Below are 18,353 nucleotides of genomic sequence, written 5' to 3'. Positions count from 1 at the left end.
TTAATGGATAATGAGTAACCATAGATATAATCCCATTAGAGTTATAAATAATACCGGTAACGTGATGATAATTCCTGTCTTGAAGTAAGTTCCCCACGAAATTTTAACGCCTTTTTGTGTTAAGACGTGAAGCCATAATAAAGTAGCTAGTGAACCAATTGGCGTAATTTTAGGACCTAAATCTGCTCCAATAACATTGGCATAAATTAAAGCTTCTCTTGTTATTCCCGTTGTATCTGTTCCCGCTATGGCAATCGCATCAATTAAAACTGTAGGCATATTGTTCATAATTGAAGATAGTATTGCCGCTATAAATCCCATGCCCATGGTAGCTACAAAAAGACCTTGATCGGCTACTACCTGGATGGCATCTGATAAAGCATCCGTTAGACCCACATTTCGAAGTCCGTACACGACTACGTACATACCAATGGAAAAAAAAACTATATTCCATGGCGCACCAATTATTACCTTTCGCGTTTCAACGGCTGTACTTTTACTTGCGAATACTAAGAATATAAGTGCGATAACACCTGCAACGATTGATACTGGTATATGTAAGAATTCGCTGACTAAATAACCAATTAGTAATACGCCTAGTACAAACCATGACAGACGAAACATCTTATGATCTTTAATAACCTCCACAGGCTCTTGCAGTTCTGAATAATCATATCGTTTTGGAATGTGTTTTTTAAAATAAAGATAAAGAACTAGAATACTTGCTAGTAAAGCAAAAAAGTTTGGCACGATCATACGTGTTGCATATTCAACAAAGCCAATACCGAAGTAATCAGCAGAAACAATATTCACCAAGTTACTAACCACTAAAGGTAAGGAAGTTGTATCAGCTATGAACCCACTTGCAATAATGAATGGAAATACCATCTTTTCATTAAATTTAAGTGAGCGAACCATTGATAAAACAATTGGAGTTAGAATTAAAGCCGCACCATCATTAGCGAAAAATGCCGCAACAATAGAGCCTAATATACATACATAAACAAACATGAGAACCGCATTACCTTTAGCCATTCTTGCCATATGCAAAGCTGACCATTCAAAGAATCCTATTTCATCTAAGATAAGAGAGATAATAATAACGGCTATAAAGGTAAGAGTGGCATTCCAAACAATTCCTGTTACATCCATTACATCGGTGAAGCTTACAACTCCAAACAACAAAGCTAAAATTGCCCCACCACAAGCCGACCACCCTATATTAAGGTTTTTAGGTTGCCATATAACGAATATAAGTGTCAAAACAAAAATACTGGACGCTAAGATAACTGAACTCAAGGCTATTTTCCTCCTCTGACTAGCATTGTACCGGTCTTTCCTTTTTTAATGCTTCTACTAGAGAAGGATCATCATGACCCACTTGATCTAAAACAGATTTAACTATTGGAAAATATGAAGAACTTACATTGAGAGAATAATGTCTCCACTGTCCTCTTCTGTTTTCAATTAATAAGTTCAATTGCTTCAGTTTTTTAATATGTTGACTGATTGCAGGTTGGCTAGTCTCAAACATCTCGACAAATTGACACACACAATACTCTTTATTCTCAACAAGTTTTAATATTAACAACCTCGTTGGATCACTTATAATTTTCAAACAAGTAACCGTATCTGTTGTGTCTAGCTTTTGTGCATTTAACAATGTTCTCACTCCTTTCGCAAATTGATTATATGACAGAGATATTATATAAGTCAATTATTATATAAACATCCACTTATATTAATGCATTATAAAAGAAGTGCCTATAAAGACACTTCTCTTTTGTTTTAGTCGATATCTTCTTTGGTATAGAAGTATTCCCATTCAATACCATTAGGATCTGTTACCCAAAATTTATCTTGAAGGGCATAACAACAATTGACATCCATTTCTTCTCTTGCAAAAAAACCTTCTTTTTCTAATCTTTTTTTATGATATAAAACATCATCTTTTGATTCAATTTGAACACCTAAATGATTAATTTGATTACCTTCATAATTTTCTTCCTCTTGTAATGTTAAATTTAAAGCTGGTTTCTCTGTTAAGAACTTAACATAATTTTGTTTTTCTTTTACTGGTTTAACTCCTAAAAAACGCTCATAAAATTCCTTACTTTCTTTTATATTCTTTACATTCATACCTATGTGAACATACACCATATTTAGTTCCTCCCTTAATATAAATCAATTTTTTTTGATTTAACGCACACAACAAGCTCCATTTTGAAAATAACGCATCTCTATTTGAGTTCGTTCATCTTCAATTTGTTTGTTAAGAATTGATTTTCTGTAGAGCCTTTCAGCATTCTGACAACATTTCTTAAACCTAGATAGAAAAGCATAAATTATCCTCATCACATCACCCTCCTTAATCAATTTTATTTGATTTATAATATATAATGAAAACCGTTATTTAGACGGCTTCAAAATACAACATAGTTGTTCAGATAGGAGTTTATCCATTACACTTTCATTCACACTATAATAACTCCAAGTACCTTTTGTTTCTTTATTAAGCAACTCAGCATTCATAAGTATTTTTAAATGATATGAAAGTTTCGATTGTGTCATATTCATTTCTTCTACTAAATCACACACACACGTTTGTCCCCTTGTGCTTAGTAAGTGAAGCAATTGTAATCGTTTTTTATCAGCTAATGCTTTAAACTGTTTTTCAAAAACATCAAAATCATGATCTAATTGATTTTGGACGTTAATTAATTTTGTTATCAACTTGTCACCTCATTAATCAATTTTATTTGATTAAATTGAGTATACTTTATATTCATCATTAAATCAAGTTTATTTGATTTAATAAACAAAAAAATATCAAAGCCTTTTAAAGCTTTGATAGTAGCATAAAAATTATATGCGGTTAAGAGGACTCGAACCTCCACGAGTTTAACCTCACTAGGCCCTCAATTTTGCGAAACGGTATAAATGACTACATTAACCTCAAATACCTATACAAAAGCCTTCATTCTTACACCTATTTCAGTTTAAAACGTATGGCTATGGAAAGAATTTGGAAAGAATTCTGCTCTTAAAAGACGAATAATCATTCTATATTACAAAAAATCATTCGCTTATTTATATCTCAAAACCACTTTAGGCTTACTGCAATCTCAACTGTTTCCTCTTCATTAACATCTGACAATCCATCATGATTAATAAGTTTGCTCTTCCTGTATTAGATCTAAATGTCCATTATCCATTTTATATACTACATCACATAGGATTGATATATCCTCAGAGTTATGGCTTGCTACCAAAATAGTGATTCCTTTTTTCTTAAGATCTAAAATCATTTGTCTTATTTCAGTCACACCTGTTTCATCTAAACCATTCATGGGTTCATCTAAAATTAATAGTTTTGGTTTTTCCATAATGGCTTGTGCAATCCCAAGACGTTGTTTCATACCAAGTGAATATTTCCGCACTGGTTTTTTATCATTTGGATTTAACCCAACTAGAGTAATAACTTGCTTAATCTCTTCATCGTTTATTTTATTTTGGATAGAAGCTAATAATTTCAAGTTTCTAAAGCCAGAGTAATGTCCAAGAAATCCAGGGGTGTCTAATAAGGCACCGAAATCTTTCGGAAAACTTCCTGTACCAACTTCTTCATTGAAGACTTTTATAGAACCCTCAGATGGAACAAACAGACCTGAAATGCTTTTAAATAACACACTTTTCCCAGAGCCGTTTCGCCCCACAATTCCATATATGTTAGGCTGTTCGATCTTCAATTCGATATTCTTTAATAAGTAATCTCCTTTTACTACTTTCGAAAGGTTTTTAACCTCAAGTATTGTACCCATCCCACTCAAACTCCTCTACCTACTGTATTCTAAATAGGGATTCTTTTTTTAGTTTAAAAACTCCAAAAACCAAGATATATAATATGAAGGTACTTATTATTGAAAAAATATAAACCCAGGTAAAAGAACTGTCTAGTGGTTCTCTGAATGCAATTAATCCATAAGCCAAAGGTAAAAAGTCTATCGTACTGGGAGAAACATATCCGATTGTGATTGATACAAGGAAGCAGATAAGCGTTAATAAAAAAGCAAAAGCAGTATTATGTATCAAGAAAACAAATAGAATATTTAACATCACTAGCAAAAAGACTGACAATGAAATTAAAATGTATTGAGAAACCAACAATAGTAAACTATTTGTTGTGATTATTGAATGGAATGGAAACGTACTCTCATCAAACAATAAATGATTTGGTAACAACAAAACGATGCCGTACGTTAAAAGAAAACCTATTATAAAATAAAGAAAGACAGTATAAAGGGAAGCCACAATTAACCCTTTAAACCAAAGATGATAACTCTTCATCTGCAGAAGCAAGTAGATATTTCGTTCCTTTACTTCATTGGATATAAAAGTACCAATGATTATAAGGATAGGTACAAAGATAATAAGTATGCGGAAGAGATCTAACTTAAAGTTAACATGGAAATAAAACATAAGGATCGTTACTTTCATTCTTTCTAATGGTATAAGTTCACCATATGAAGCGTATACAAGAAATACGTTTGCTATGAACGGTACGATAAGTAAAAGTATCTTTGTTGGAGAAAGCACACCATAAAGATGATATCGTATAATGTTAGTTAGCAAATTTTTTTTCACCTTTTTCTACGTCAAAATCAACTTTGTTAGTAAAAAAATAGCCAAATAAATAAACAATAGCAATGAGTACAAACCAATATATAGTGATTCCAATTGGGAATTTATTTTGATCTGATTCGACCATGTACATATAATTCATAAGATCTAAATGATTGGTGAAGAGAAATGGAGATAATGTTTCTAGTTTCCCTATAGTGACGGCGATATTTATGATATTTAATAACATGACAATAAGTAACGAAACTAAAGGTTTATTTGTCCATATGGTTATGATAGAGAAGATTAATCCTAGCAGAAATAATAATAGACCTAACAATAAAAAAGTAAAAATAGAATATGTAAGAGGTCTATAATTCCCTAGAAATGTATTGTGGTAGACGTAATAGTTGCGAGCAAAGTCACTCCAGTTATTTTCAAAATTTAAAACAAACAAGGATTGCATGAGTATAATAGCGACAACAGTAACTAAGAAAATTAGTGTTAATTGTGCAACATACAACACATTCGTATGGTACCAATCTCGCTTGTTCTTAAATCGAAACATTAAATAATTTTGTATTTTTCCTTGAGAGAAATGACTAGTCAAAATGAGTAAAAAAATTGGAATAAGGAAATACGAAATTGAAAGGAATCCATTTAGTGCAATAAATAAATCAAAAACATTTTTATCATCAGAACTATTTTCAATTAGAAGTTTCAAGCAAAAAAGAGAAAGAAGAATTATTACAAAAATATATAGATTTTTTCTAACGAAGTAATAGGCTAATTCAATGTTATATCGCTTTCTCTTCATTCTTAAATCCTCCAATAAAGAAACAAGAAATTCCAATAATACATAAGATCATTCCATACAAAATTCTCTCTGTAAAACTCATTCCAAAATAGTCGACGTCATATAAAGCTAATAAATTAAGATTAGTATATATACTTTTTAATACTGTCCCTGAAAGAATATATAAAATAAATGGAATTAATATTGTTAGATAGCTGTTCTGAATAAAAGTAGATATCCCCAAAGCGATTGTGGCGATGATAAAACCACAACAAAATAATGTCATTAAAATAATGATGATCATAAGTAATGGAGAGTGTACACCTATACTCTCGAAATACGCCACTGTTTCCATATGTTCTTTTACCATAGGCATCCCAGTAAAGGTCTTTGCAATCATTAGAAAAACAAAAGCTACAAAAGGGCCAATGAAAAGGACCGTTCCCCCAATGATACCATTAACAACAAGTCGAATATACATGTACGTTCTTTTTTGCATCCGTAGATAGGTATATTTTATTAAACCGGATTTACAATCCTCAACATATGAAGATGCAAATGGTAGGGTGGCTAATATAGGAAAAACAATTACAAGAAAATTTGCTGTTCCAGTGTTGTATCCAGAAAGAAAAATATACAAAACAGAAATGCCTCCATACGAAATCCAACTTAGATATTCAAACATACCTACAAAAACTAATGCAATTGAAAGAATCATTGTTCCAAATGCAACCTTAGAAATAAAAGCTCTTTTTAGCTCTTCTTTAACATACGTATTCACATCATACACCTCATAAAATTGTATTCTCTTGAATGGAAATTGCACAAATAGATTGCAGATGTAACCGAAAACCGAAAGATTAAGAATGCGTCAGAACTTTATAGATCCTATTACTTAAAGGTAATTAATTCGGAGTCCAACTCCCAGATGTTGTTGCAGTATTCAACTCTGATGTGGCAGTAGAAATATTCAATCGAACACTTTTTCCTTTAACTTCGCTAGCATTCCCCTTGAAGTCCATAGTTTTTGATCCTGTACTGGAATAGGTCACTTTAGTTGTGAGATTTGATCCGCCTGTATTTTCTATCCATGAAGTTAATTTTCTATCTTTCTGGATGGCGGTTACACTATTATAAGCAGAACCAGTTGTCGCTTTAGTCTTTGAAGCAGTTTCATAATCATTAATTACTGGTACAGTAGCGCTATAGGCATAATATGTAGCTGCGTGAGCTATAGCTCCTGTACCCGATAGTAAAAGACCAATTACAGCAACGGATCCAATGACTTTTTTTAGCTTGTTCATTTAATTACCTCTCTTTTCTTAATTTTTAAAATAATTTTTACTTACTCATTTTGACGCTCAGAATGCTTTCGGTTACATCAACAATCTAGAACAACTTTGAGATGTTTATAAAAGGGACAACCTTAAAATCTTTTAAATTTTAACATTATATTACGGTTTTTAACATTTAAATCTTTCGACATTATCAGCTATTATGTGCCTGATATTATTGAAGCATTAGAACAGTCCTGCATAAATCATTATTTATATGATTAGCAAAAACATAAACATACGTAAAAGCACCAAAGCTCTAAAAGCCTGGATACTTAAACGTTTTATATACGGTTGAGAGAACTCGATCCTCCACAACTAATAATAGGATTGACGACCTATTTCAACCTATTTCCGAACATTACAGTCTTTTCTTAAACAACTAAGCTCAGAAAGAAACACGCTGAAATCATCAGAAACAAAAAAAGCACCAAAGCTCTGAAAGCCTTGGTACTACTGGGATGCGGTTGAGAGGACTCGAACCTCCACGGGTTTAACCCCACTAGGCCCTCAATTTTGCGAAACGTTAGAAATGACTACACTAACCTCGTTCAGCTATATAAAACCCATCATTCTTATACCTATTTTAGTTTAAATCGTATGGCTATGGAAAGAACTTGGAAAGAATCAGACGAATTAAACACGAACATTTTTATCATTATTAATTGTTATGTTCGTATATAATAAACATTATAGTATCGCCTTAGTTGCAAACAATCGAATTTAAGAATTATTTTTCCCACAACAATTCTGCTCTTTCCACAATTGATTCCCCATCATCTACTAAGTTGGTTAAGTCAGTATCAAAATCCACATAATATATAGCATCAATTTGATCACTCTCTGAAAATTGATAAACGGTTTCTGTCTCATTGCTCTTACCAAGAAGGGTGCTAGATGGTGATTCAGCTAATGTTTGAGTAAAGTATATAAAGCTAACATTTTTTGATACTCCGTTAATTTCAATTGGAATAGAATAAGCTTCATGGGTGCCATAATAGTTATTTCCACTATAGTGTAAATAGATTTGGTTATTATTATCTGTGTCTATACTAAATAAAGAATTTGAATAAGGTATCACACGCTCAAAATTAAATACAAACCAATACACACTCATGAAAACCATGGCTGTAATTAACGAAGCTACAAGTGCAAACTTGATTTTTTTCTTTCGGAAGTTTTCTTTAAAGTGTTTTAACATAGAGTTATCTATATTTGGAGGTATGACTACCTCTTTACTCAGTTCTTCATATTCTTGTTTACACTTTTCACAATTAAGTAAATGATCCTCCACCATACTTTTAGTCTCTAAGCTAACAACCCCATCTATATAGAGAGGTAATACATCTTTTATAATTTCGCATTTAACTTTATTCTCGTTCATTATCTATTCCCCCCATGTAATTAATAATTTGCTTTTTTGCTCTGTAGAAAGTAACTCTAGCCCAACTTGAACTTTTCCCAAACAATCTTCCTATATTTTCATAGGGTAGCTCACCAAAAGTACGGAGAGAAAACACCTCTTTATAAGGTTCGTTCAGTTGATGCAGAAACTGATGAACTAAAAAAGCATCTTCCTCGTTTGAAAGCTTTTGTAGGAAATTAACTTCATGAATCAAATTGTTAGTGAGATCAACATCAACTTCCTTTTTCTTTTTTTTGTAATGAGTAAAGTATGTATTTTTAGCTATAGTGTATATCCAAGCTTTAATATCTTTAGAACCATCAAATTGATCAATTGATTTCAGAACTTTATAGAAAGTTTCTTGTGTGATCTCTTCCGCTAAATAGTCATCGTTACATAAGGATCTTATAAACAAATGAATTTCTTTGAAATGTTTAGCGTATAGTTGTTCAAACTCCATTTCATCTCCCCTTCCATATATATAACTATTCAAAATTGATTTCGTTACAGGTTTGTTCGAATTATTTTTTCATTCATATAGAGTTAAATTATATACCTTACATACAAACTAAAAAAAACAAAGCTTTGTAAGCCCTGATTTAAATTCGCAACATATTCTAACCTATTTCCGAACATTACAGTATTCTGTTGATAAATCAAGCATGGAAAGAAACATACGGAAATCATAAAAAACAAAAAAGTACCAAAGCTCCGAAAGCCTTGGTACTAGAGGGATGCGGTTGAGAGGACTCGAACCTCCACGGGTTTAACCCCACTAGGCCCTCAATGCCGTGGAAACTTGTTACCTCCTGCAAAGCCTCGCACTACTTGCACTCATTAGCGCTCATTTCATATAAAATCACCCATTTTCAATTATCGTGGTGAAGAATTGGTGAACCGAAAATACCCTTATACCTCGTTACTCAGAGACCCCTTTAAATTACAACCCATAATCTAAAAGCGAACATTAATTAAAAATCCTACCCAATCATTCGCCCCTACAATTCTGGAGAGCCCTATTATAGAATAGTTAACTAAAAACTACACTAAAAAAATTATTGACTTTGGAAATAAAAAAAGATTACAATTAGTACAGACCGGTCGGTATTAAAAAGGAGGGCTACTTATGGCATATGTTGCACTTATTACTGCTATTATTATTGCAACAATTGGAGACGTATTTATGAAGAAATCAGAAGGTTTCAGAATCAAGAAATATGGTGCAGTAACTATCGGGTTGTACGTACCCACATTTTACTTAATGTCTTTATCTATGATCGCCATTCCAGTTGGTATAGCCTATGCTACGTGGAGTGGTGTAGGTATGATTTTAACCTCAATTGTAGGAGTCATGATCTTCAGAGAAAATATGAACCTAAAAATTGTAACAGCTTTAGGTTTTATCTTAGCGGGAGTTTTAACAATAAATTTGACATAGGAGGAATTTGAGTGATTAAATCTAAAGGCACTATTTTTTTATTATTAGCTATCGTACTTGAAGTAATATCAACAACGAACATAAAGCTATCTCAAGGATTTACTATTTTAATACCATCTATCATTGCTGTTGTTTCCATAGCATGTGCTATGTTTTTTCTAGCACAAGCATTAAATTATATACCTTTGTCTATCGCTTATGCAATTTGGGTAGGAGTTGGGACAGCGATCATATATGTTATAAGTATTTTTGTATTTAACGAGCCAATAAGCATACTAAAGTTAATTGGTGTTGTTACTGTCATCGGAGGAGTTGTTTCACTAAATCTTCTAACTAAACCAGAAGAGGATATTTCCTATTCAAAAAGCATGTAATTTTCTTTCCATAAAGAACTTCATTTCAAGTATCATTGAGTAGTTGATTAAAATATTTAATGAGGTGACTGTATGAAAGGTGATGAAAAAAAGCAATTAATATTAAAAGCAGCGGTCGATCTAGTCGCTAAAAGAGGCGTTACAAATTTTTCAGTGAATAATGTAATTAAAGAAGCGAACATAAGTAAAGGTGGTTTTATTTATCACTTTAGCTCTAAAGAAGATTTAATTAAAGAATTACAAGAATATACGATTGATTTTTCAAAAAGATTAATTGAACAGGAAAGGGGCAACTATAAAACATTCACCGAGACGTTCATTAGGGCTTGCTTAAAAGGGTTTAACAGCGAAGAGATGAAAGCATACTCTTTTTTAGTTAGCGAGTATAAACATCAAGAATGGGATCATTATTATAAAGAGATTTTTGAAGAAATAGCTCAAGAAACTTCAAAAGAGTTTGCTAATTTAGTCGTATTAACTACAGATGGATTTTGGTTTAGAGGTGGGGAGTATACTTCTAAAGAGATAGAATTGTCATTTCAGAAACTTATTGATCATATTGATCAAGAGTTAGCTAATTAAATTTATATAAAACTATTAAAAGTACCAAAGCTTAAAAGCCTTGGTACTCTTTATATGCGGTTGAGCGGAGTCTAACCTATTCGTATACCTTCTTTTGAAAGCCTTGCATAATTCTTTCAAGAGGTACCCATCCAATCATTTTAGGGCTATCCCAACCAGGAGCACCATTTAAATGTTCAACTTCAAGATACCCATCAATCCGAACCATATCCCAAGCATGAATTACCTTGTCATTACCTATTGATAATCCGACATGACCCCAATTCCTATGATCCCCATTAATTGGCCCTGAGCAATCATAAAAAACAAAAGAGCCTTTTGGAGGTATACCTTCACTTATACTGTCATGATATAAGTCTGCGGATTCTTTTGCACTATCTCCTCCAAAAATTTCTATATTATTGCTTCTCTCTAACGCATCTTCTACAAAAGCTAAACAAATATATGCGTAATCTACAGAACCCAAGTGATCTTCAGCCCAATTGATAGCGTTATCAATATACTCATGATATTTACCCATTAGCACACTCTCCTAAATTTAAAATTGTTTTTAAAACGTTCCTGTTATCTATATATTCCTTAAGTAATCAGTATTACCTGCAATATAAAAATACCAAAGCTACTTAAAGCTTTGGTACTAATAGGATGCGGTTGAGAGGAGTCGAACCTCCACGAGTTTAACCTCACTAAGCCCTCAATGCCGTGGAAACGTGTTATCTCCTGCAAACACGCATATCAATTGCATTTATTTACACCCATTTCATATAAGATCGTCCAATTTTAAATATCGTGGTGAAGAATTGGTGAATCTAAAATACCCTTATTCTTCACCACTCGGAACTCGTTTGTAATTATATCCCATCATCTAAAAACGAACATTTATTAGACCAACTATCATAATATTCGTTATTAAGCTTCACTCTCGGCAAGGACAGCTGCTTCTAATTACAACATATTTATTAGCTTACTAGATCTTTATTCCGTTGATGAATACAATATATAATTGGTAAACCAGTACAAAGAACGAATAAAAGGATTCCCACATATAATTCAACTAAAGGAATGTTTGTCCATTGGTACAAATCATTCTTTAAATAAAACGCATCTTTAAACACACGATTAGCAATGGCAATAAAAATAAAGCCCACGGGAATGATTTTCATTAGTAAGGACAGATAGTGTTTACTAGTCTGAGAGAGGAATATAAGAATCCCGCTATAAGCCATTCCAATCAAATATACTAACAAGACCAATTTTATTATCCACTCACCAAAAGTCCATCGAAATAATGATACCATTAAAGGTTCATCATCTCTTATAAAAAATGAATTCAAACCATTAGAAAAATATTGTGTGAAATCAGTGAGATACAATAAACCCCAAAATAATCCCACTATACACGTAATCAACAGGATGCTGGCAATCATACCACTTACAAATTGTGTCCAAAGTATGTTCCGCCCGTGGCGACTACTCCATTGAAGCTTCTGTAATCCTAACAAACGATCTCTAACAAAAACGGAAGGGATTAATAGAGACAAGAGAAAAATAAGGAGGGTAAGAATACTTTTAAAATGAGCATCAAATATTGTAGACAATTCAGTTGGTAAAATATTTCGCCACCCTTCTTCAATAAAAATAATCTCTGAAAGTCTCATTCTTTCTTTTTCTGTATAGTGTTCATTATTAAGGAAGGTATCTGCTGAATTAAACTGCTTCATAGAATGAATTAGATTTTGTAAGACATTAATTTTATCGACTATTGAATTACCTGTTTCATCAATTAAGTCTTGCTGAATCTCATCAATTTGTTCGACGATTTCTTTCTCTTTTTCATTCCTCTCATTGATTGCCCCAAGGGGAAGATTTTTATCGTACCAGGATTCAAACTCAGCATAATTTCCAAGTTTAAGATGTTGAGCAATGGAATTTTCTGAGATAATCCTATCTGCTTGATTGATTAGAGTGTAATACTCTGATTCAATTTCTGCGATATCTTCCTCTTCAAGCGTTTTGCCAAATCGATCTTGCCAATCAGAAGCATGATCATAAATAGATACCAAACCAGTGTTTGGCCAATATGTATGGATGAAGCTCAACTGTTGATTATAGTAAACAATCGTTATCATTAGTGCTACAAGGATTAAAAACGGTTGGAAAAATTTCTTGAGCTCAACAGTAAACACTTTATTTTACCTCCTTTGTTGAATAGTATCTAGCTGTTAAAATACCTGCTATAACTAAGAGAATGATATTTACAGCCATTGCAATAGATTCATGCCATGGAATTGTTGAAAAAGGACCCATCTCTGTAAACCAATAAGCTTGTAAATTCCAAAGTGAAATGGGATGCCACATTAATAGGGAACGCATATCCCACCAGTTTAAATGATTGATAATTTGTTCTAGTCCTAGCAAAGAAACATAAAAGACCACAAAAAGTACGAACCCGCGAAATAAAAGATTAGCCCATAAGCCTATAAGAAAATTAAATCCATGACAGATGAAAACGAGTATGCCACCTAATGCAATGGATAGTAGGATATAATTTAACAATGTCATGGATTTCCAAGGAATAAAAGGGATTTCTAACGATTGAGGAACATACACATTTAGGTGAAATTGTGTTGATATACTTGTACTCCATAATGTTCCTATAGTATGCATTTGATTAAAAATAGCAAACGACAAAGTAACCGTTGTTACATAAAAAAGAAGTGCAATTATTAAGCTCGCTACATATTTAGTCACTTGTGTTTTACGACCTGTTTTTGAGGTTATTATGAGTACATCTGTTTTGGTTAATCTTTCAGATGTACTTCCATATAAACCAAGCAATAATGCAAAAATTAAACTTTCCCCTAAAATTGCATGAAATAATCGATTCTTTAAAAAGGTAAAGAAACTCATTGTTTCTCCTGCTGCTCCTACTTCTAGTGCAGCTTGCTCTTCTGCTAATTCGTGGACAATGGGCGTTAATTTTTCATATTTTATCTTCATTTTTTCAGCCATTGAACCTTGTATTTGAAAATAATCAATCATCTCTTGGCCCAATGCTTCTGTTGAATACTGGTTAAAAATATTCTCTCGTTCATCCGTTTCGGTCAGTAATCGATTGTGTTGATTACTAGATGACATATTAGAGAGTTTTTCTTGGAATTCAGATGTAATGAAGGATCCTGTTTTTGTTTTTGTGTCCTGAACATAATTTAAATACGACTGATCCAATCCTGCTGTAGCAATATAAATTGTATTTAACATTAAACATGCGATAAAAAATAAGAGAATAATTGGCTGTTCTAATAGCTTACGAATTTCAAAAAGCAGGATTCGCAGCATCTTTAGTCACCTCGTCTCGATAAATATACAAAAACGCGTCTTCTAAGCTCGGGCGTACTTCCACCCCTTCCTTTGGAGCAACTGGGCTTGCAATTCTTAGCAAGTGACCTTCTTCACTCTCTCTTTCACTTAATAGCAATTGCTCTACAGTTATTGTATAACTAGAAGGAACTTCAAAAATCTTCCCTTGTACTGACCGAGTAATGTGAGAGGGCGTTTCGCAACAGTACAACTTTTGATTTCTAATCATAATGATTTGTTTCGCTATTGTCTCCACATCAGAAACGATATGCGTAGATAAAATGACGATCCTGTCTTGAGCAAGGCGATGAATCAAATTACGGAAACGGACGCGTTCCTTTGGATCTAAACCTGCGGTCGGTTCATCCAAAATGAGTAACTTCGGATTATTTAACATTGCTTGAGCAATTCCTACCCTTTGGATCATCCCACCTGAGAAACGTTTCATTTTTTTATTTTTCACATCAGAAAGCGCAACAAGCTCTAATAGCTCATCAATCTTTTTATCTGTTTCTTTCTTATTCATTTTTTGTAATGCTGCAATATATTTTAGAAATTTAACAGGAGTGTAATGACCATAATAACCAAAATCTTGTGGCAAATAACCTACTACTCCACGATATTCTGCCCCCAGCTCTTTAATTGCTTGTCCATTCCATAGTATTTCACCGGAAGTTGGAAATAAGAGTGTTGTAATCATTTTTAATAATGTTGTTTTTCCTGCGCCGTTTGGAGACAGTAGTCCATACACACCATTTTCAAAGGTCAAAGAAATATCTTCCAAAATATGATTTGACTGAAATTTTTTACTGACATGATTAAGCATTAGCATAAGTAATTGTTCCTTCCTTTTGCATAAAGTAGTTGTGACGCAATAAGTAGATAAATAAAACAAGTAATCCAAAAACAATCAATGTTACAATTGAAAACGGTACATACACTAGAAGCTGAGCAATCCATTCTTGTTGCCAAACTAAGAATACTCCTATCCCCCCCCATACAATAGGCGTCACCCAATAACTGCATCGCAAAGGAACTTTATATTCTAAGAGAAGTTGAATATTAGCAAATAAAAACAGGGAGGTAAACGACAGACTAAACAATCTCATCAACGAAAGTTCTTGTCCAAGCAATTGCCACATAAGTACGTTACTGCCCACAGAAACAACCAAAGCAATCCCACTAAACGCCAACATACGTAAGATAAGTAGTTCCTTTAAAGAAACGCGTAGTGTCATTTTTAGCTCGAAGGTACCTAACAACCTTTCTTTCCATATCCCCAAAAAGTATAAGAGTGCATAGCAAAGAGGCGAGACCATAAAAACAGTAAAATAAATCTTATCACTATGCCCATTATCAAGTGACTGATGTAAATCAGGAAGATAGAGAATGACTACACCTACCAATAAAAGACCGACAATAAATAAGATATCTCCCAAACCCCAGAAAAGATAACGGAAACCAACTTCTTGAAAATAAGAACGAATAAATGCTCTAAACGTTACTGGTTGAAGATCGACTTCTTTTAAAATAAAATCAATACTGTTTTCTTTTTCAATCTGTGTGAAAGGAATATTCTTTCTGTCTTTATTCATGGTTACTAAACTCCTCTCTAATTTTTTTAATCAAACGGTAGTACTGAGCTTTGATTCTCTCTTCTTTTTCTCCAAGCAATGAAGCGATCTCAGGAAATGATAAATCTCCATAGACTCTTAATCGAAAAATTTCCTGGATTTGCGGTTTAAAACTTGCAACAAATTCATTAACCCTGCCTAACAACTCCTTTTGATACAGACTTTTATCAAAATCCTTCTCTTCTATCCAATCTACATCTTTCAGCTCTAACCACGTAACCTTCACCTTTCGTCGTGAATCTATGACTTTATGTGTTCCAATACGAAAGAGCCACGTTCGAAAAGAAGATTTACGATCATCATAAGAGCTCAATCCATTTAGAGCGGCGATAAAAACTTCCTGTGTTAAATCAAGAGCGTCATCTCCATTACCAACTTGACGATAAAGATAAAAATACAGGTCATCATAATAACGTCGAATCAATTCATCTGCAGCTTGATCCGAGCCTTTTTTTAAAATGTAACGGATTATACGCTTGTCAGATAACACGTTTCTACTCCTTTCGACTTCATCATACTTATATTCGAAATCTAACTGACAATCGTTGCATTTTGAGCTTTATTAAATCAAATAATCATCATTGGACTTAAAAGTTTGTTCACTTGCACTACTTATGTATTTTAATTATTATCCTAAAAAAAAAGAACCAAAGCTCTAAAAGCCTTGGTAATACTGAGTTTTACTATGCGGTTGAGAGGAGTCGAACCTCCACGAGTTTAACCTCACTAAGCCCTCAATGACGTGGAAACGTGTTATCTCCTGCAAACCCGCACACCACGTACACTCATTTGCGCCCACTTCATATAAAATCGTCCATTTTCAAATATCGTGGTGAAGTATTGGTGAAGTTAAAAATCCCTTAATTATCAGTACTAAAAGCTAAATTTTAAATATATTCCACACTCTATAAACGAACATTTTTAATTAGTATCATATAATTATTCGTCCTAGTGTACGTCACTAAATTTGAGTAACCTTGAAGGATATTCTTGTAATCTTACCATTTCAACAACTACTTCTCTAATTGCTATGATATTATTATCAAGATCACTAAGGTTAAAATATGAGAAATCCTCAAAGTAAACTATTTCCGATTCAACTTTGTATCTTAATTCTTTAACGTAGGTATAAGAATCTTCAATATTGTCTGTATGAAAATTAAAAAAAGGATATTTGCTCGGAGATATGCTTTTTACAACTCCCTCTTCCCCAGCATCTAAAATTAAGCCGGTGTATTCAGAAATGTTTATGTTAAATACAGGCCTTTTAATAGTAGTTAAATCCACATCAAATCCAAGTAATTTCGAGTACCCACTTGCTGATTCTTCTAAATTTTAACGTGTATAAATATTGTATTGATTTTATTTTTTACAGGACTATTCATAATTACACTCCTTTGATATATTTATTCGAGATTACTTTTTAACTTATTAAGCCCTTTAAGTCTCTGAAACATTTATTTGCTAAATGTCGGACTTAGTTCGCTCCAAACATCAAACTTATTGCCATCAAGATCATAGTAAACAAAATTGTTACCAGGATGTCCTCTATCTTCAATATTGCCTACTGTTACCTCCTTTTGAGTTAAAAATGAATGAAATTGTTTTAATTCATCAATTCCATCTACTTCAAAGGTCATTAGAAAGTGTTCAGCTCCTTTATAATCCTTAAATATAGCCTTCTCACCTATTTTCGATTTCACAAGGAAAAAACTTTGATTAGCAAAATCTAAAATCGCTTTATCTTCATCTCTGTAATTTTCCACAGCACCTAACGTCTTTTGGTACCATATTGAAGATATTGCAGGGTTCTCTACGGGAACATATATAGTACCCACTCTTTTAATGAATGAATCCAAACTAAACATCCTTTCCCTCTTATTAAATTTAATGTATCCTCTATACTTTCTCCAATTTTATTCCATCACCTGCATAAAAAACAAAAAAGCACCCTAGCTCTGACCTTAGAACTATGATACTTAATTAATCTTATACGGATTTATAGTCGCCACTTACAGTTACTAAATTTTAATATTATTGACTTGAATTCTGGAGTTTTCTATTCCCAATAAAAAATTCTTTTTGATTATTGCTTGAGCTTCTGCATTAACAATTAAGTCTATAATAAGTAGACTACTAAAATCGAGACTACCCTCCTTACAAGATGAATCATTCTTGGTATCCATATAAAGATTTGCTAATGACTTTTTTTCAATTTCCATTACTTAACACCTCCTAGAGTTATGGGACTTCACTTCAGAAATGGAACATTATCTGTGTAAAACATAAGAAGACACCCAACTAACTTTAAATAACATATTAAACATTAATAAGTTTAAAATAAATTATTTTCAACAAAAGTAAAATCAATATATCATATACTTATAAAGTATTTATAAAGATCGGTAATTGCACAAATGGTTCTATCCATAGAAATAAAACACAAATTTCCTTATATGTAAAATATGAGTATACACTGTCTATTTATCGTTATCAAAACAAAGAGAGTACCGAGGCTTAAAAAGCCTTGGTACTCTACATAATTTTATATGCGGTTGAGAGGAGTCGAACCTCCACGAGTTTAACCTCACTAAGCCCTCAATTTTGCAAAGTGGTAGAAATGACTACATAGACCTCATTTAACTATATTAAACACCTCATTCATATACCTAGGTCAGTTTAAATCACATAGTTATGGTAAGATTTTGGAAAGAATTAAGTTTTAAAAAGACGAATAATTATTCCGTCTTACACAAAATCATTGCTTATCGATAAGCAACATCTTGAACAACATCTAAAGCATCTTCTGA

At 32.7% G+C, this 18,353-nt stretch carries 22 protein-coding genes; 3 read left to right on the top strand and 19 right to left on the bottom strand.

All coding sequences use genetic code 11. The features are described 5' to 3' along the window. The 10 genes from FN960_RS13280 to FN960_RS13235 form a co-directional block, all read right to left on the bottom strand. Positions 1–1,299, bottom strand: a complete 1,299-nt coding sequence (locus FN960_RS13280) for an arsenic transporter (protein ID WP_143849222.1) — start codon at positions 1,297–1,299, stop codon at positions 1–3. A gap of 19 nt (positions 1,300–1,318) precedes the next feature. Further along, positions 1,319–1,663, bottom strand: a complete 345-nt coding sequence (locus tag FN960_RS13275; protein WP_143849221.1) for an ArsR/SmtB family transcription factor — start codon at positions 1,661–1,663, stop codon at positions 1,319–1,321. Positions 1,664–1,788: 125 nt separating this feature from the next. Next, on the bottom strand, positions 1,789–2,160 hold the full coding sequence (locus FN960_RS13270) for an ArsI/CadI family heavy metal resistance metalloenzyme (protein WP_143849220.1): 372 nt from the start codon (positions 2,158–2,160) through the stop codon (positions 1,789–1,791). A gap of 249 nt (positions 2,161–2,409) precedes the next feature. Continuing rightward, positions 2,410–2,730: an ArsR/SmtB family transcription factor gene (locus FN960_RS13265; protein ID WP_143849398.1), complete on the bottom strand. Its 321-nt coding sequence runs from the start codon at positions 2,728–2,730 to the stop codon at positions 2,410–2,412. A gap of 437 nt (positions 2,731–3,167) precedes the next feature. Continuing rightward, positions 3,168–3,821, bottom strand: a complete 654-nt coding sequence (locus tag FN960_RS13260; protein ID WP_143849219.1) for an ATP-binding cassette domain-containing protein — start codon at positions 3,819–3,821, stop codon at positions 3,168–3,170. An 800-nt stretch (positions 3,822–4,621) separates the two neighbouring features. Then, positions 4,622–5,188: a hypothetical protein gene (locus FN960_RS13255; protein ID WP_143849218.1), complete on the bottom strand. Its 567-nt coding sequence runs from the start codon at positions 5,186–5,188 to the stop codon at positions 4,622–4,624. A gap of 229 nt (positions 5,189–5,417) precedes the next feature. Continuing rightward, positions 5,418–6,197 carry a hypothetical protein gene (locus FN960_RS13250; RefSeq protein WP_143849217.1) on the bottom strand — a complete coding sequence of 260 codons (780 nt, stop codon included), beginning with the start codon at positions 6,195–6,197 and terminating at the stop codon, positions 5,418–5,420. A gap of 124 nt (positions 6,198–6,321) precedes the next feature. Continuing rightward, the gene (locus FN960_RS13245) at positions 6,322–6,720 is read right to left on the bottom strand and encodes a hypothetical protein (protein WP_143849216.1); all 399 of its coding nucleotides are present in this window, start codon (positions 6,718–6,720) and stop codon (positions 6,322–6,324) included. A gap of 760 nt (positions 6,721–7,480) precedes the next feature. Next, on the bottom strand, positions 7,481–8,134 hold the full coding sequence (locus FN960_RS13240) for a zf-HC2 domain-containing protein (RefSeq protein ID WP_143849215.1): 654 nt from the start codon (positions 8,132–8,134) through the stop codon (positions 7,481–7,483). Next, a complete protein-coding gene (locus FN960_RS13235) occupies positions 8,121–8,615 on the bottom strand; it encodes an RNA polymerase sigma factor (RefSeq protein WP_143849214.1) in 495 nt (164 codons plus the stop codon). The genes FN960_RS13240 and FN960_RS13235 overlap by 14 nt, the downstream gene beginning before the upstream one ends. A gap of 666 nt (positions 8,616–9,281) precedes the next feature. Between FN960_RS13235 and FN960_RS13230 the strand changes: the two genes are divergently transcribed. The 3 genes from FN960_RS13230 (at position 9,282) to FN960_RS13220 (ending at position 10,549) form a co-directional block, all read left to right on the top strand. After that, entirely contained in the window at positions 9,282–9,593 is a 312-nt protein-coding gene (locus tag FN960_RS13230) for a DMT family transporter (RefSeq protein ID WP_143849213.1), read from the top strand. An 11-nt stretch (positions 9,594–9,604) separates the two neighbouring features. Next, on the top strand, positions 9,605–9,967 hold the full coding sequence (locus tag FN960_RS13225) for a DMT family transporter (protein WP_260682001.1): 363 nt from the start codon (positions 9,605–9,607) through the stop codon (positions 9,965–9,967). A gap of 72 nt (positions 9,968–10,039) precedes the next feature. After that, positions 10,040–10,549 carry a TetR/AcrR family transcriptional regulator gene (locus FN960_RS13220; RefSeq protein WP_143849212.1) on the top strand — a complete coding sequence of 170 codons (510 nt, stop codon included), beginning with the start codon at positions 10,040–10,042 and terminating at the stop codon, positions 10,547–10,549. 76 nt (positions 10,550–10,625) lie between these two features. Here FN960_RS13220 and FN960_RS13215 read toward each other — a convergent pair whose 3' ends face one another. The 9 genes from FN960_RS13215 to FN960_RS13175 all read right to left on the bottom strand — a co-directional run bounded on the left by FN960_RS13215 (position 10,626) and on the right by FN960_RS13175 (position 17,765). Continuing rightward, positions 10,626–11,069: an NlpC/P60 family protein gene (locus FN960_RS13215; protein ID WP_143849211.1), complete on the bottom strand. Its 444-nt coding sequence runs from the start codon at positions 11,067–11,069 to the stop codon at positions 10,626–10,628. A gap of 439 nt (positions 11,070–11,508) precedes the next feature. Continuing rightward, a complete protein-coding gene (locus FN960_RS13210) occupies positions 11,509–12,735 on the bottom strand; it encodes a hypothetical protein (RefSeq protein ID WP_143849210.1) in 1,227 nt (408 codons plus the stop codon). A 1-nt stretch (position 12,736) separates the two neighbouring features. Beyond that, a complete protein-coding gene (locus FN960_RS13205; RefSeq protein ID WP_143849209.1) occupies positions 12,737–13,888 on the bottom strand; it encodes a hypothetical protein in 1,152 nt (383 codons plus the stop codon). Further along, positions 13,866–14,741 carry an ABC transporter ATP-binding protein gene (locus tag FN960_RS13200; protein WP_143849208.1) on the bottom strand — a complete coding sequence of 292 codons (876 nt, stop codon included), beginning with the start codon at positions 14,739–14,741 and terminating at the stop codon, positions 13,866–13,868. Before FN960_RS13200 ends, FN960_RS13205 begins: the two co-directional genes overlap by 23 nt. After that, on the bottom strand, positions 14,728–15,504 hold the full coding sequence (locus FN960_RS13195) for a hypothetical protein (protein WP_143849207.1): 777 nt from the start codon (positions 15,502–15,504) through the stop codon (positions 14,728–14,730). Before FN960_RS13195 ends, FN960_RS13200 begins: the two co-directional genes overlap by 14 nt. Next, positions 15,497–16,033 carry an RNA polymerase sigma factor gene (locus FN960_RS13190; RefSeq protein WP_143849206.1) on the bottom strand — a complete coding sequence of 179 codons (537 nt, stop codon included), beginning with the start codon at positions 16,031–16,033 and terminating at the stop codon, positions 15,497–15,499. Before FN960_RS13190 ends, FN960_RS13195 begins: the two co-directional genes overlap by 8 nt. A 458-nt stretch (positions 16,034–16,491) precedes the next feature. Continuing rightward, positions 16,492–16,830 carry a DUF2441 domain-containing protein gene (locus FN960_RS13185; RefSeq protein WP_143849205.1) on the bottom strand — a complete coding sequence of 113 codons (339 nt, stop codon included), beginning with the start codon at positions 16,828–16,830 and terminating at the stop codon, positions 16,492–16,494. 170 nt (positions 16,831–17,000) lie between these two features. Then, the gene (locus tag FN960_RS13180; protein ID WP_143849396.1) at positions 17,001–17,402 is read right to left on the bottom strand and encodes a VOC family protein; all 402 of its coding nucleotides are present in this window, start codon (positions 17,400–17,402) and stop codon (positions 17,001–17,003) included. Between the two features lie 162 nt (positions 17,403–17,564). Continuing rightward, complete coding sequence (locus FN960_RS13175; RefSeq protein ID WP_143849204.1) at positions 17,565–17,765, bottom strand: hypothetical protein; 201 nt, start codon at positions 17,763–17,765, stop codon at positions 17,565–17,567. Between the last annotated feature and the right edge of the window lie 588 nt (positions 17,766–18,353).

Source organism: Alkalicoccobacillus porphyridii (genome assembly GCF_007293315.1).
Classification (GTDB): Bacteria; Bacillota; Bacilli; order Bacillales; family Bacillaceae_D; genus Alkalicoccobacillus; species Alkalicoccobacillus porphyridii.
Note: the sequence above shows the minus strand (reverse complement) of the source record. Positions and strands in the feature narration are given on the sequence as shown.